This window comes from Pseudomonas sp. DW-iso17, from assembly GCF_058725345.1.
In genome coordinates, this window is sequence record NZ_JBZXEA010000019.1 from 11,257 (window position 1) to 27,156 (window position 15,900).

Below are 15,900 nucleotides of genomic sequence, written 5' to 3' on the forward strand. Positions count from 1 at the left end.
CAAAAAAAACCGCCCTTGCGGGCGGTTCAAGAAAACTCGGCCTTGATCAGAAACCGAGGGAGAAACTCACCGTCACGGCGTGGTCCTTGTCGTTGCGCGAGAGTTGGCCGGAATAGCCCAGGCCCAGTCTGCCGTTCTGGCTGATCTGGTAATCCAGGCCCGCTTCCACCACCGCGCTGTCCTTGGCAATCGGCACGCCCTGGGTGCTGAACGAGCCACCGCCATTGATAAAGCTCAGGTCGGCGTCGGGCTTGGTGTCACCGAAGGCATGGCGCCAGCCGATGCTGCCCCGTGGGGTGATTTTCGAGCCGTTGCCCAGGGTGATGGTCTGGCCAATGCGCACGCCCAAGGTCGAGTAGGTGATGTCCTGGTCGGCATCGCCACGCAGGGCTGCCGAGCCGCCTTTTTCCTTGATGGTGTCGCTGTCGTAGTTGACGTAGGCCAGGCCGGCGAACGGTTCCAGGGCCACGGTAGGGGTTTGAATGGTGTAGCCGACTTCACCGAACACCTGCGCACTGCGTGCCTTGTAATCGGCTTTGAGGCGTTGGCCCTCGCCACCGACGGCCACGTTGCGTTTGCTTTCAACGTCATGCCAGCTGTACGCCACGCCCATGCGTGCGGCGAAGGCTTCTTGCTGGTAGGCGGTGTAGGCCATCAGGTGGTAGCTGTCCACATCAGCGCTGGAGTTGCGGCGCTTGGCGTCCAGGTCGCTGCGGGTATAGCCGGCGGCCACGCCCACGCGCCAGGCGTCGTCCACTTGCTTGTCGGTACCGAGCAGGAAGCCGCTGAGGTTGCGGTCCAGCTTGGCGCTGTTGCTGTCACCGCCCATATGGCCCCAGGTGCCGAGCACGCGCATCCAGCCGACCATTTCGCCGTGGCAACCGGCGCTGCTCAGGTGGTTTTCGCTGGGTGCCAGGGCATTGCGCGGGTCGTCCTCGCGGTAGCAACCGGGTTGGCGCAGGCGCTCGTTGACCGCATCACGCACGTAACGCGAGTCTTCAAGCATGGCGCTGGCGGTGCTGGCGTGGATTTCGCCGGACAAGCTGTCGAAGGCCGCACGTGCCGCCGCTGCATCACCGTTAAGCAGTGCATTTTGCACCGCTGCGCCACCGACTGCGGTGCCTGTGCCCAACGCCGCCGCTACGCCGCGCTGGTTACCGGTGGCCGCCACGCTGGCGTAGCTGACGTCGTTGCGGCTGACCGCCAGGGCCACTTGGGTTGGGCTGTAGTTCAACGCGGTAGTGAGGAATGCCAGGTTCTCCAGGTTGGTGGTGGCAAAGGTGCCGTTGACCGCGCCCGCCGTCAGCAGGGTGTAGGTGGTGGCGCCGGCATAGGGTGCCAGGTTGACCACATTCAAGGTGCCGCCCAGGTTGGCGGTGCCGCCCACGGCCAGGGAGCCGGTGGTGGATGGGGTGATCACCAGGTTCAGCGCACCGGTGCTGGCGTTGGTGAAGTTGCCGGCAACGGTCAGCTTGCCACCGTCGGGCGTCACCGAGCCGTTGTTGACCAGCGAACCGACACTGCCGCTACCGGTCAGCCCCGCACCGTTGGCCACAGTGACTTGGCCGCCAAGCACCGCGCCTGGGTTGGCCGCGTTACCCACTTGCAACACGCCCTCTTCCACCGCCACGGTGCCACTGAACGGCTGGTTGCCGGTCAGCAACAGCGCGCCTGCGCCTTGCTTGATCAGCGCACCGGTGCCGCTCAAGGTGCCGCTGAACTGGCCATTGGTGCGCTGGGTAAACAACAACCGCGCGTTGTTGAGGATCCTGCCACGCAGGCTGGTGGTGGTGCCCGCCAGCGTACCGCCACTGACGGTGGTGCCGCCGGTGTAGGTATTGGCGCCAGTCAGCAGCAAGGTGCCCGCATCCAGCTTGTTGATGCCGCCGGTTCCCACCAGCGGTGCATCAATCTGAGCGGTCACGCCGGAATTGACGCGCACTGGCGCCAGGCTGCCATCGGCCGCATTGGTCGGGCTCAAGCTACCGCCTGCGCCGGCGACCAGCGTGTAGCCGGCGTCCAGCACTTGCAGTCCAGTGAAGCCCTGGTTGCCGACTACGGTCACGGTGCCGCCCTGCCCGCCAAATACCGCGAACTGATTGGTGGACGCCTGCCCTTGAGTGCCGGTGGGGTCGGTCCAGTTGGTGCCTGGGCCCCAGGTACCACTGCCGCCGGTGATGCTGCCATCGGGGTTGGTGGTGCCGCCGTTCCAGAACTGGATCTGCCCTGGGGTGGTTTGCACCACCAGGTTGAGCTGGTTGGCCAGCGCCGTTTGCAGGCTCAGGTTACCCAGTGCCACCGGCAAGGTGCCAAAGGTGAGGCCGTTATCGGTCAAGCTGCCGCCGTAGCGGAACAGCTGGTACACGCCGACACCGAAGCCGCCGGTATCGCTGACGTTGAGGGTGCCGTCCAGGGTCAGGTTGCCCGCCACGTTCACCGCTGTACTGGAGGCACCCGGCGCACCGAGGGCGAAGTCCAGGGTGGTGCCCGATGACAAGGCCAGCGAACCCACCGACAGCGGCGTCGCGGCACCGGCCTGGAGCACCGAGCCGTCAGCCATGTTCACCGCACCGCCCAGGGTACCGCTGCCGCCGAGGGTCGCGCCGCTGGCGACTTGCACTGCGGCGCTGTTCAAGGTGCCGTTGACCAGCAGGCTGCCGGTGTTGACGTTGGTGTTGCCGGTAAAGGTGTTGTTGCCGCTGAGCAACAACGCGCCGGTGCCGGTTTTGTTCAACACACCGGTACCGGTGAGGTTGCCGGTGTAGGTGCCGTCGCTGGCTTGCTCAAAGGTCAACGCCGCGTTGTTGGCGATAGCGCCTTGCAGGCTGATGGTGTTGCCCGTGGTGCTGCCGCCGTTGAGCGTGGTACCGCCACTGTAGGTGTTGGCCGCGGTCAGCAACAAGTCGCCGTTGCCATTTTTCACCAGGCCGCCGCTGCCGCTGACCACGCCGTTGAGGGCCAGGTCGTGGCTGCCGGCCAGGGTCAGCGCGCCACCCAGGTTGAGGGTATTGGCCAGTTGCAGGTCGGTGCTGCCATCCAGTTGCGCCGCGCCGCCGACCGTCAAGGCACCACTGCCCAGGGCAGCATTATTGCCAAGGATCAATTGACCGGCGTTCAGGCCAGTGCCGCCGCTGTAGCTGTTGACGCCATTGAGCGTCAGCGCTGCCGCACCGTTTTTCACCAGGCTGCCGCTGCCGCTGACAACCCCATCAAGGGTCAGCGCGTTGCTGCCTGCCACCGCCAAGGCACCGTTGAGCACGGCCGCATTGGCCAGGCTGACCGCCGCGTTGCTGTCCAGGGTAGTACCACCGGCCGCCGTCAGAGCGCCTGTGCCCAGGGCACTGTTATTACCCACCACCAGGGTGCCGCCATTGAGCGCGGTACCGCCGGTGTAGCCATTATTGCCGTTGAGTACCAGGGTGCCGCTGTCGAGCTTGGCCAGGGTGCCAGCGCCGTTGAGGGTCACGCCCAGGGTCGCGGTGGCGTTGGGGTCGACGCGTACCGCGGTGTTGCCGGTGCCGCCATTGACCAGGTTGAGCACGCCCGCCGTGCCGGAGCCCAGGGTGTAGCCATCAGTGACGAACTGCATGCCGGTGATGTTTTGCGTACCGTCCACCGTCACGTTGCCCGCCGCGCCTTGGAACACCGCGAAGCTGTTGGCCCAGCCTTGGTTGAGGGTGCCGTCGACATTGGTCCAGTTGGTATTGCCGGCGTTCCAGGTGCCGTTGCCGCCGTCAATCGCACCGTTGCCGATCAGGCTGTTGCCATCCCAGAACTGCACGGTGGTGTTGGGCGCAGTCACCAGCAGGTTGACCTTGTTGGTGATCGCGGTCTGCACTTGCAGGTCGCCCGGCACCACGCTGCCTGGCAGTGTGCCAAGAGCCAGGCCGTTATCGGTCAAGGCCCCGGTGTAGTTGATAAGGTTGTAGACGCCGCTGCCAAAGCCGCCGATATCAGTGACATTGAGGTTGCCGTCCAGGGTCAGATTGCCGCCGACATTCAGCAGGCCTGTGCCGCCACCCAGCACCGGAGTGCCGAGACCGACATCCAGGTTCGAGTTGCCACCCAGCACCAACGAGCCCACCGACAGCGTGCTGCCGGTGGCCAAGCCGATGTGCCCACCGTCGGCCACGGTCACCGCGCCAGCCAATGAACCGCTGCCGGCCAGGGTCGCGCCGCTGTTCACTGCCACCGTGCCGCTGGCCAGGGAACCGGTGACATTCAAGGTGCCGCCGTTGACGTTGGCCGCGCCGCTGATGGCATTGGTGCCGCTCAGGTTGAGCACCCCGCTGCCGTTTTTATCCAGATTGCCGGCACCGTTTAGCGCACCGCCAAAGCTGTTATCCAGGTTGCTGCCACCCACCGCCAGCGTGTTGCCGCCAGCCACCTGTACCACGCCGTTGCCGGCCAGGCTGTTGAGGTTGGCGTTGCCACCCAGGTTGAGGCTGGCGCCGCTGCCGACAGTGACGCCGGAGGTGGTGCCTAGCGCACCATTACCCGTCGTGGTCACGCTGCCCGCCGCCACGGTCAGTGGGCCGCTGAAGCTGTTGTTGCCGGTCAGCAGCAGGTCCGCCGCGCCATTCTTGATCAGCGCTGCATTGCCAGCGAGTACACCGGCCAGGGTCAGGTTGTTGCTGCCTGCGACAGTGAGGTCGCCATTGAGGTTGACCGCATTGGCCAACACCAACGGCGTGCTGTTGGCCAGGGTCGCCGTACCGCCGACGGTCAATGCGCCCGAGCCCAGGGCCGTGGTGCTGCCGACGGTCAGCGTGCCGGCATTGAGGGCCGTGCCGCCGCTGTAGGTATTGGTGCCGTTGAGGGTCAGGTTGGCGCCACCGGCCTTGGTCAACGAACCACTGCCGTCCACTACACCGTTGAGGCTCAGATCGTTGCTGCCGCCGACGGTGAGCGCGGCGTTCAGGCTGGTGTTATTGGCCAGGGCCAACGCCGTGTTGGTGTCCAGGGTGGATGCCCCATTGACCGCCAAGGCACCGCTGCCCAGGGCTGTCGCATTGCCTAGGGTCAAGGAACCGGCATTCAATTGCGTGCCACCCAGGTAGGCATTGGCACCGTTGAGCGTCAGGTTGCCCGCACCGGTTTTGGTCAGCCCACCGCTACCGCTGACCAAGCCGTTCAGGCTCAGGTCGGCGGTGCCCAGAATGCCCAGGTTGCCGGCCAGATTCACCGTGTTGGCCAGGGCGACCGCCGTGCTGCTGTCGAGGGTGGTGCCGGCGGCCGCGTTCAGGGCACCACTGCCCAGGGCCGAATTGGAGGCCAGGATCAGGCCGCCTGCGTTGAGTGCGGTTGGGCCAGCATAGGTGTTGTTGCCACTGAGGGTCAGGTTGGCGATGCCATTCTTGATCAGGCTGCCCGTGCCCGCCACCGTGCCGGCCAGGGTCAGGGCATTGCTGCCGCCGAGGGTCAGGCTGCCGTTGACGTTGAGTGCATTGGCCAGGCTGACCGCGGTGTTGCTGTCCAGGGTGGTGCCGTTGGCGGTGGTCAAGAGGCCGCTGCCCAGGGCACTGTTATTGCCGACCACCAGGGTGCCGCCATCCAGGGCAGTGCCGCCGGTGTAGCTGTTGGCGCCGTTGAGCACCAGGGTGCCGGTGTCGAGCTTGGCCAGGGTGCCGCCGCCGTTAAGCGCCACGCCCAAGGTGGCAGTGACGCCTGGATCGACACGTACGGCGGTGTTGCCGCCCACGCCATTGAACAGGGTCAGGGCGCCCGCTGCCCCGCCGGCCAGGTTGTAGCCATCGGTGACGAACTGCAAACCAGTGATGGCTTGCGCGCCGTCAACCGTGACGGTGCCCGCCGTGCCTTGGAACACGGCAAAGCTGTTGGGCGTCCAGGCGGTATTGAATGCACCATTGACGCCGGTCCATTGGCTGCCGCCTGCACTCCAGGTGCCGCTGCCGCCTTCGATGGTGCCATTGCCCGTGGTTTGGCTGCCGTCCCAGAACTGCACGTTGGTGCTGCCGTTGACCAGCAGGTTGATCTGGTTGCCGATCGCAGTTTGCAGGTCCAGGTCGCTGGCCGGGATGTTCACCGGCAGGCTGCCCAATAGCAGGCCGTTGTTGGTCAGGCCACCGGTGTAGTCGATCAGGCGGTAGATACCCGCACCGAAGCCGCCGATATCCGTGACGTTAAGGGTGCCGTCCAGAGTCAGGTTGCCGTTGACCTGCACCAGCGCGGTGCCGCCCGTCGCGGGCGCGCCGAGGCCCGCATCCAGGTTGGCGTTGGCATTGAGCAGCAGCGAACCGGTGGTCAGGGTCGCGCCGGAATTGACGGCCAGGTGGCCGCCGTCGGCGATGCTCACGTTGCCCAACAAAGTACCGGTACCACCGAGGGTGGCACCACTGCCCACCGCCACGTTGGCGCTGGCCAGGGAACCATTGACGAGCAAGCTGCCGGCGTTGACCTGGGCGTCCCCGGTCACCACGCTGAGGCCACCGAGGGTCAAGGCGCCTGTGCCGTCTTTGGCCAGGTTGCCGAGGCCTGCCACGACGCCGTTGAAGGTGCTGTCCAGATTATTGTTGCCGACGCTTAAGGTGCTGCCGGCCCCTACGGTTGCAAGCCCGGTACCCGTGAGTGCGCCCAGGCTGGAGCTACCGCCCAGGTTGAGGGAAGTACCGCTCGCCAGGTTGACCCCGGCGCCGACACCCAGTGCTCCGTTGCCCAGCGTGGTGAGGCTGCCTGATTGCACATCGAACAGGCCGTTGAAGGTGTTAGTACCGGTCAGGCTCACATCCGCCGTGCCGGTTTTGACCAGGCTGCCGCTGCCGGCCAGCACGCCGGCCAGGGTCAGGTTGTTGTTGAGACCGCCCACGGTCAGCCCAGCGTTGAGGTTGACCGCATTGGCCAATACCAGCGGTGTGCTGTTGGCCAGAGTAGCTGCACCGTTTACGTTCAAGGCGCCGGTACCCAGGGCTGCTGCCGTGCCCAGGGTCAGCGTGCCGGCGTTGAGGCTGGTGCCGCCTTGGAAGGTGTTGACGCCATTGAGGGTCAGGTTGGCCGCGCCGTCTTTGCTCAGGCCAGCCGTGCCGGTGACCAGGCCACCCAGGGTCAGGTCGTTGCTGCCGGTGACGGCGAGGTTGGCGTCAAGCACGACGCCATTGCCCACACTCAGCGCTGCCGTGTTATCCAGGGTCGCCGCGCCGCCAACGGTGAGGTTGCCCAGGCCAAGGGCGGTGGCGCTGCCCAAGGTCAGCGTACCGGCGTTCAGGGTGGTGCCACCCAGGTAGGCGTTGGCGCCGCTGAGGATCAGATTGGCCGTGCCCTCCTTGGTCAGGCTGCCTGCACCGTTGATTGCGCCGCCGAGGGTCAGGTCAGCGGTGCCGCCGATGCCCAGGTTGCCCGCCAGATTGATCGCGTTGGTAGTGGTGACCGCCGTGCTCGCGTCCAAGGTGGTACCGCCTGCGGCATTCAACACGCCCGCGCCCAGCGCCGTATTGCTGGCCAGGATCAGCCCGCCTGCGTTCAAGGCCACAGGGCCCAGGAAGGTATTGGTGCCGCCGAGTGTCAGGCCTGCCGTGCCATTCTTGACCAGGCCACCGGTGCCGCTGATGGCGCCATTGAGCGCCAATGCGTTGCTGCCGCCGACCGTCAGGCTGCCGTTGAGTACCGCATCATTGCCCAGGGTTACAGAGGCGTTGCTGTCCAGGGTGGTGCCCGCCGCAGCGGTCAGCGTGCCAGTGCCCAGCGCGGTGTTGCTGCCGACCACCACCGTACCGCCATTGAGCAAGGTGCCGCCGGTGTAGCTGTTGGCGCCATTGAGCACCAGCGTGCCGGTATCGAGTTTGTTCAGCACGCCCGCGCCGGTGATATCGACGCCGAGGGTGGCAGTCGCCAGTGGGTCGACGCGCACGGCGAAGTTGCCGCTGCCGGTGCTCAACTGCCCACCGGTGCCATTGACCAGGCTGTAGCCATCGGTGACGAATTGCAGACCGGTGATGGTTTGCACGCCATTCACGCTGACAGTGCCCGCAGCACCTTGGAACACCGCAAAGCCGCCGCCCCAGGTCTGGTTGGAAAGGCCGTCGGCCGAGGTCCAGTTGGTGCCCCCCGCTGTCCAGGTGCCGTTGCCACCGTCAACAGTGCCGTTGGCAAGGGTGTTGCTGCCGTCCCAGAAACGAATATTCGGCGCCGCTACCACCAGGTTGACCTGGCTGCCCACTGAGGTCTGTACCAGCAGATCACCCAGCCCATAACCCAGCGGCACCGTGTTGACGTTCAATGCGCCGGTCAAGCCGCCGGTGTAGTTGATCAAGCGATACACACCAGCGCCAAAGCCACCGGCATCGCTCACATTAAGGTCGCCGGCCAGATTCACGTTGCCGCCGACATTCATCAGCGAGGTCAGCGACGGTGCGCCGAGGGCCACATCCAGACTGGCCCCGGCACTCATGTTCAGGCCAGCGGCCGACAAGGTCGTGCCACTGCCCAGCGCCAGGTGCCCGCCGCTATTGATATTCGCCGTACCCAAGAGCGAGCCACTGCCGGTGAGGGTGCCGCCGCTGTTCACGTTGACCAACGCGCTGCCCAGAGAACCATCGACATCCAGAGTGCCCGCGTTGATCGCCGTGTTACCGGTGATGCCATTGATTCCGTTGAGCGTGAGCGTGCCGGTACCCACTTTAATCAAGCTGCCCGCGCCGCTGAGGTCACCGTCAAAAGTACTGCTGGTGTTCACCCCTCCCACGGTGAGATTCAAACCGCCGCCGACTGCCACGCCACCCGCACCGCTGAGGCCGGCCAGGCTGGAATCGACGCCCAGGTTCAGTGCGGCGCCGGTGCTGACATTGACGCCAGAGGTGTTGCCCAATGCACCGGTGCTGCCGGTGGTGACGCTGCCGGAGACAATATTCAATGGCCCGGTGAAAGTGTTGTTGCCGCTCAAGGTCAGGTCAGCCAAGCCATTTTTGATCAGCGCACTGGCGCCGCTGAGCACGCCGCTGAGGTTCAGGTCATTGTTGCCCGCGAGCGTCAGGTCGCCATTCAAGGCAATCCCGTTGCCCAGGGTGAAGGTCGCGCTGGTATCCAGAGTTGCCGCACCACCGACCGTCAAGGGGCCTGCGCCCAATGCGCCTGCCGTGCCCAAGGTCAACGTACCGGCGTTGAGGCTGGTGCCACCGGTGAACGTGTTGGTGCCGTTAAGGGTCAGGTTGGCCAGGCCATCCTTGATCAGCGCACCCGCGCCGCTGACCACACCGCCCAGGGTCAGCCCATTGGTGCCGCCGACGGTCAGCCCGGCGTTGAGGGCAATACCATTGCCCAACGCCACCGCCGAGGTGCTGTCCAGGGTGGCGGCGCCGCCGACGGTCAAGTTGCCCAGGCCAAGCGCCGTGTTGCTGCCGACGGTCAGCGTGCCGGCATTCAGCGTGGTGCCACCCAGGAAGTTATTGCTGCCGCTCAGTGTCAGGCCGGCTGTGCCGTTCTTGGTCAGGCTGCCTGCACCGTTGACTGTGCCGCCCAGGGTCAGGTTGGCGCTGCCACCGATTCCAAGGTTACCGGCCAGGTTGATCGCGTTAGTCAGCGTGGCACTGGTGCTGGCGTCCAGGGTCGTGCCTGCAGCTGCATTCAACGTACCCGCACCCAAGGCACCGGTAGCGCCAATCACCAGCTTGCCGCTGTTGAGTGCCGTGTTGCCCAGGTAAGTGTTCGCTTGATTGAGGAGCAGATCCGCCGGGCCGTTCTTGATCAACCCACCAAGGCCCGCCACCACACCGCCAAGGGTCAGCGCGTTGCTGCCGCCAAGGGTCAGGTTACCGCCCAGGTTGAGGTTATTGCCCAGGCTCACTGCTGCACTGGCATCCAACGTGGTACCCGCCGAGGCGTTCAACACACTGGCGCCGAGCGCAGTATTGGAGCCCACCACCAGCGAACCGGCGTTGAGGGCCGTGGCGCCGGTGTAAGTATTGTTGCCCGTAAGCGCCAGGCTCGATACGCCCTCCTTGATCAACCCGGAACCACCGCTGACAACCCCGCCAAGGGTCAGCGGGTTCACGCCGTCTACGGTCAGATTGGCGTTCAAGGTAATCGCATTGCTGGTTGTCAGCGCAGCATTGCTCTGCAAAGTACCTGCACCCGCCACGGTCAAGGCACCGGAACCTAGCGCCGCGGCATTTCCCAATGTAAGCGTGCCGGCGTTCAAGGTGGTACCACCCTGGAAGGTGTTGGTGCCACTGAGGATCAATTCGCCGGTACCCGCTTTGCTCACACCCGCGGCGCCCGAGATCACACCACTCAGGTTCAGCCCGGTCGAGGCGCCCTGTACCGTTAAACCACCGGTACCCAGGGTCATCAGGTTGGCCAGTGTCAGGCCGTTGCCGGTGGCCTCGATAGCGCCGCCGTTGGACGTGAGCACACCGCTGCCAAATGTCGCGTTGTTATTGAATTGCGCCACACCGCCATTGAGCGTAGTGCTGCCGCTGACCAACGGCCCCTGCAACGTCCAGGTGCCACTATTGATGGCCAGGTTGTTGAAGTTGACATAGTTGGCGCTTGAAGCCGTGCCGGTGCCTGTACTGCCACCACCGACGCCCGTCGTGTTTTCAAGGATCAGCGAGTTGCTGCCGCCTGCGCCGCCGTCCACCTGGCCGGTGGGGGCGAACGTCAGGTTCACGCCGATCAGTCCGCCAAGGCTTAAGCCGAGGCCGCCGCCGTTGGTCACTTGCGAGCCCGTGACTGCCGTAAAGGTGTTGGTACTGGCGGCCCCCATCGACACACCGCCAGAGATAGTGCCGGTGTTGCGGAACGTGTTCCCTGTAGTGGAGCTCTCGAACGCCACGCGCCCGGTCAGGGTGCCGTTATTCGTCATATTGACCTGCCCGCCACCCTGTACCGCCACCACCGGGGTGTCGGAGGAAAGCAGCGAAAGGCCGAGCAAGAAAGACGAACCAATGGTGCCGTCGTTGACAATCGTGGTGGTGCCGCCTACGCCGTTGGTGGCATTGAGTGCCATGCCGCCCAGCGAGGCCAGGTTCAACCCAAGCAGCGCGCCGGTACCGTTAATAACGCCGGTGGCCGCGTTGGTGATGTTCAGCGCATTGGCTGTCGAGTTGCCGATCACCACACCACCGCTCAGGGCTGAAACCAACCCAAGTACTGCCGGGTCAATGGTGCCGGCGTTGTTCAATGTCGTGTTGTTGCCCGTCAGGCTCAGCGCGACACCACCCACCAATGTATTGAGCTTCGTCCCGGCGGTGACGTTGACCGTGAGGGTGTTGACAGCGCTGTTGAAGGTGTTGGGAATCAGCAGCAATGTCGGCACACCCGTACAGGTCACCGTCGCTCCAGCGGTGGGACTCGCCGGGCTACAGGCGGCGAACACATCCGGGCTCGCCAGCCCCATCACCAGCCCGGCCACGCCCAGGCGGATCGCAAGAGAAAGCGCAGAAATACGAGGTAAAGCGGCAGTCGCAAGTCTTCTATCCACGTTCTACTCCTTGTGGTCCAAGCCTTTCATCCGTGACTGCGTGCACGCCTTGTTTCAACGATCCACACGCATCGAATTCGAAACACCTGACCGTGGTGACTACTGGTTCAGTTTTTCGAAACGTTAGTAGACCTGCGCGAAAGCCATTGAATTAAATGGTATTAATACTTTCGTAAAACCGGTGTAAGAATGGGATGAGCGCCAACATCCATTGACTGTCGCGTCAAAAATACAAGTTTCCAAATGTGAAAAAGCGCTCTAATAGCGCCCTATCCTCCCCACCGTAGGAGCGAGCCTGCTCGCGAAAATCCTCAACGATGACGCGACAAACCAGACACAACGCGGTGCCCTTGCGTTCTTCGCAAGCAAGCTCGCTCCTACCGTTGATCGATGCAAATGCTGGAGTTCGTAATGCCCCATGAAGGCAATCTGTTACAAGCAGCCGTGGTGTTCCTGTTCGCCGCCGTGCTGACCGTGCCCCTGGCCAAGCGCCTGCAATTGGGCGCGGTGCTGGGCTATCTGTTTGCCGGTGTGATCATCGGCCCGTCTGTTCTCGGCCTGATCGGCAACCCGCAAAGCGTGGCGCAGTTTTCTGAACTGGGCGTGGTGCTGTTGCTGTTCATCATCGGCCTGGAATTGTCACCCAAACGTTTATGGGTGATGCGCAAGGCGGTGTTCGGCGTCGGTCTGGCCCAGGTCCTGCTCACCGGTGTGGTGATGGGCGCGGTCGCGCTGTGGCTGTTTGGCCAGTCGTGGAACAGCGCCATCGTGCTGGGCCTTGGCCTGGCACTATCCTCCACGGCGTTTGGCCTGCAAAGCCTGGCCGAACGCAAGGAACTCAACCAACCCCACGGGCGCCTGGCCTTTGCCATCCTGTTGTTCCAGGACATCGCCGCCATCCCGCTGATCGCCATGGTGCCGTTGCTGGCCGGCAGCGATCATCCGACCACCGAGGCCCAAGGCCTGCAACATGTGCTGCAGATCCTGGGCAGCATCGCCGTGGTGATCATCGGCGGGCGCTACCTGTTGCGCCCGGTGTTTCGCATTGTCGCCAAGACCGGCCTGCGCGAAGTGTCCACCGCCACCGCGTTGCTGGTGGTGATCGGCACCGCCTGGCTGATGGAGTTGGTGGGCGTGTCCATGGCCTTGGGGGCCTTCCTCGCCGGCCTGCTGCTGGCGGATTCGGAATACCGCCACGAACTGGAGTCCCAGATCGAGCCGTTCAAGGGTCTGCTGCTGGGCCTGTTTTTTATCAGCGTGGGCATGGGCGCCAACCTCAGTCTGCTGCTCAGCACACCGCTGGTGGTGATCGGCCTGACCCTGCTGCTGATCGGCTTGAAGCTGCCGCTGCTGTACGCCGTCGGGCGGATGGTGGGCGACCTCAACCGCGAAAGCGCTTTACGCCTGGGCGTGGTGCTGGCGGCGGGGGGTGAGTTCGCCTTTGTGGTGTTCAAGATCGGCCGCGACCAGGGCCTGTTCGAACCGCAGCTGTACGACGTGCTGGTACTCACCATCACGCTGTCCATGGCCGTGACCCCGCTGCTGTTGCTGGTGTGCCCGAAGCTGTTCAAGCCCAAGGTCAAGCCGGTGGAAGTACCCGAGGAATACCGCGCCATCGAAAGCGATGCGCCCCGCGTGGTCATCGCCGGCATGGGCCGTATGGGCCAGATCGTGGCGCGCATCCTGCGCGCGCAGAACATCTCGTTCATCGCCCTCGACACCTCGGTGGAAACCATCGAGCTGACCCGCAGTTTCGGCGGTATGCCGGTGTTCTACGGCGACCCCCAGCGCCCGGAAATCCTCCACGCGGCCAAAGTCGATCAGGCGGAATTCTTCGTGATCGCCATGGACGACCCAGAGATCAACATCAAGACCGCCGAGTTGGTGCGCAACCTCTACCCGCACATGAAGATCATCGCCCGTGCGCGTAACCGCCAGCACGTACACCGCCTGGTGGACCTGGACGCTTCACCGGTGCGCGAAACCTTCTACTCCAGCCTGGAAATGAGCCGCCGTACCCTGGTCGGCCTCGGTTTGAGCCAGGCCCAGGCCGATGCGCGCATCAACCGCTTCAAGACCCACGACCAGCAGGTACTTGCCGCCCAACACGCGGTGTACGACGACGCGGCCAAGGTCATGCAAACCGCCCAGGAAGCCCGTGCGGAACTGGCGCGCCTGTTTGAAATGGACAGGCTTGAGGAAGAGTCTTCCGACAAAGTGTGACGGGGCCGATGAACGAGATTGCGAATTTTCTGACAGAATACGCCGCAATTTCGTTCATCCCCGGAGTGCTTCATGGCCACGTTCACCAAGACCGCAATGCTGCTGGCCCTCGCGCTCACCGCCGGCAGCGTATTCGCTGCTGCAAAGCCCACCACCCAGACCATCGCCACCTTGGGTGGCAAGTTCACCTTCAAACTGCCCAAGGCCTACAGCGCCGACACCCTGCCCTCCGGCACAGCGCAAGACGGCACCGCTGACACCCAAGGCACCCTGTACGCTAACTCAACGACGAAAAGTGTGGTGATCGTCGCCGAAACCGTGCGCAACGATGGGGCAACTATCCAGGATAACGACCCGCAGTTCCTAGACGACGCCGTGGCCGATTTCGTCAAGGACCAGAGCGCTGCGCTGCCTGACTTCAAGAAACTGGGCGAGAAGAAACTCACCTACAAGGGCCTGGGCCTGCGCCAAGTGGACAGCAGCGCCACCCAAGGTGGTGGCAAGACCTTGAACTCCACTTTTCTGGGGGGTTCGGGCAACCATTTGCTGGTGATCCAGGCGATTTCCCGGGCGGATGATGTGAAGGGGCATGCGCAGTTGGTGAAGCAGATTACAGGCGGCAAATGACCCTCCTCTTTACAGCCAACACAAAACCCATGTGGGAGCGGGCTTGCCCGCGATAGCGGTGTGTCAGTCACTCATTCTTTTACTGAGCCACCGCTATCGCAGGCAAGCCAGCTCCCACATTTTCAAGCGCATTTCACTTCAGGCTTTTCTCAAGCCAGGCTTTTAAGTCCTGGATTTCCGCTTCGCTGATGGTGTGATTCATCCCCGGGTACTCATGAAACTCCGGCTTGAGCCCCAACCCTGTCAGCACCTTGTTCGCCTGCGTGGCCGAGCTGAAGGGCAGCGCCTGGTCCAAGGTGCCATGGCCGATAAAGATCGCCAGCTTGCCCATGGACGCATCCGGTTTCAGCGCAGACCTGAGCCCCGGTAGCACGCTGCCACTGAGTGCGGCGATACCGCGCACCCACTCGGGTTCACGCAAGGCCACCTCGTAAGACATGATCGCGCCCTGGCTGAACCCCACCAGGAACACCCGATCACTTTGGGTGTGGTACTTGGCGGTGGCCTTGAGCACAAAGTCCTTGATCAGCCGGGCGCTGCTGAACAGTTCATCGGTCTCGCCGTTGTACTCAGGCTCATCGGTCTTGGTAAACCAACGATACCCCTGCGGCTCCACCGGCAGTGGCGCACGCACTGATAGGTAGGTCCAGGTAGACGGTAACGCGTCCTTGATGCCAAATAAATCTTCCTCGTTGCTGCCAAACCCATGCAGGAAGATCACCAGCGGCTGGTTGCGCGCATCGCCCTGGGTCTGTTCCAGGTAGGACAACGGCAAGTCGGTGTGCAAGCCGGTGTCGGCATGAGCGGCGCCGGCCACCAGGGCCAAGGCGAGGGCAAGCTGTTTGAGCATCGGGTTTACCTCAGGGTTTGCGCAGCAAATAGGTGTCCATGATCCAGCCGTTTTCCAGGCGTGCCGCCTTGCGTACCCGTTCGATCTCTTCTGCCACGTGCGCCACTTTACCGCTGATCAGGATCTCGTCCGGCGTGCCCAGGTAGGCGCCCCAGTAAATATCCAGGTCCTGATCCGCTACGCTGCGGTAGGAATCTTCGGCGTCGAGCATCACCACCAGGGTATCGGCATCACTCGCCTGCCCCGCCGCCAGCCGTCGCCCAGTGGTGATTTCGATGGACTTGCCGATACGGTTGAGCGGCACCTTATGCTGCGCCGCCAGGGCCTGCACGCTGGTGATACCGGGGATCACTTCAAACTCGAACACACAGCGGCCACTGGCAAGAATCGCCTGCAAGATACGAATGGTGCTGTCGTACAGCGCCGGGTCGCCCCAGGCCAAAAACGCCCCGACTTCGCCGTCGGCCATTTCTTCGTTGATCATGCGTTCGAAGGTCTGCTGCTTATCGCGGTTGAGGTCTTGCACGGCGGTGGTGTAGTCGATTTCACCACGCACCCGCTCCGGGCAATCGGCCTCGACAAAACGGTAGCCGGGTTCGGTGATGTAGGTGTCGCAGATTTCCCGGCGCAGGTCGATCAGCTTGTCCTTGCTCTGGCCCTTGTCCATCAGGAAGAACACGTCGGTACGGTTCAGCGCCTTCACGGCCTGCATCGTGATGTAGTCAGGGTTGCCGGCGCCAATGCCGATGATCAGGATGCGTTTCAT

Annotated in this window: 5 protein-coding genes and 1 pseudogene; 3 read left to right on the forward strand and 3 right to left on the reverse strand. The window is 63.7% G+C overall.

What is annotated here, in order from left to right; translation table 11 throughout:
* Positions 1-46: 46 nt before the first annotated feature.
* Positions 47-11,434: an autotransporter-associated beta strand repeat-containing protein gene (locus AC4PS6_RS14275; protein ID WP_336827488.1), complete on the reverse strand. Its 11,388-nt coding sequence runs from the start codon at positions 11,432-11,434 to the stop codon at positions 47-49.
* Positions 11,435-11,705: 271 nt separating this feature from the next.
* Between AC4PS6_RS14275 and AC4PS6_RS14280 the strand changes: the two are divergent.
* The 3 genes and pseudogenes from AC4PS6_RS14280 to AC4PS6_RS14290 form a co-directional block, all read left to right on the forward strand.
* Positions 11,706-11,819 (forward strand): annotated as a pseudogene (locus tag AC4PS6_RS14280) (outer membrane lipoprotein carrier protein LolA); the annotation flags it as partial.
* 26 nt (positions 11,820-11,845) lie between these two features.
* Positions 11,846-13,657, forward strand: a complete 1,812-nt coding sequence (locus AC4PS6_RS14285; protein WP_019817299.1) for a monovalent cation:proton antiporter-2 (CPA2) family protein — start codon at positions 11,846-11,848, stop codon at positions 13,655-13,657.
* 72 nt (positions 13,658-13,729) lie between these two features.
* Positions 13,730-14,284, forward strand: coding sequence for a DcrB/PsbP domain-containing protein (locus AC4PS6_RS14290; RefSeq protein WP_492180864.1), 555 nt, complete (start codon positions 13,730-13,732; stop codon positions 14,282-14,284).
* A gap of 133 nt (positions 14,285-14,417) precedes the next feature.
* Here AC4PS6_RS14290 and AC4PS6_RS14295 read toward each other — a convergent pair whose 3' ends face one another.
* Together AC4PS6_RS14295 and cobF are read right to left on the reverse strand one after the other, a co-directional pair.
* Entirely contained in the window at positions 14,418-15,134 is a 717-nt protein-coding gene (locus AC4PS6_RS14295; protein WP_020303169.1) for an alpha/beta hydrolase, read from the reverse strand.
* Positions 15,135-15,144: 10 nt separating this feature from the next.
* On the reverse strand, positions 15,145-15,900 hold the full coding sequence (cobF, locus tag AC4PS6_RS14300; protein WP_019817301.1) for a precorrin-6A synthase (deacetylating): 756 nt from the start codon (positions 15,898-15,900) through the stop codon (positions 15,145-15,147).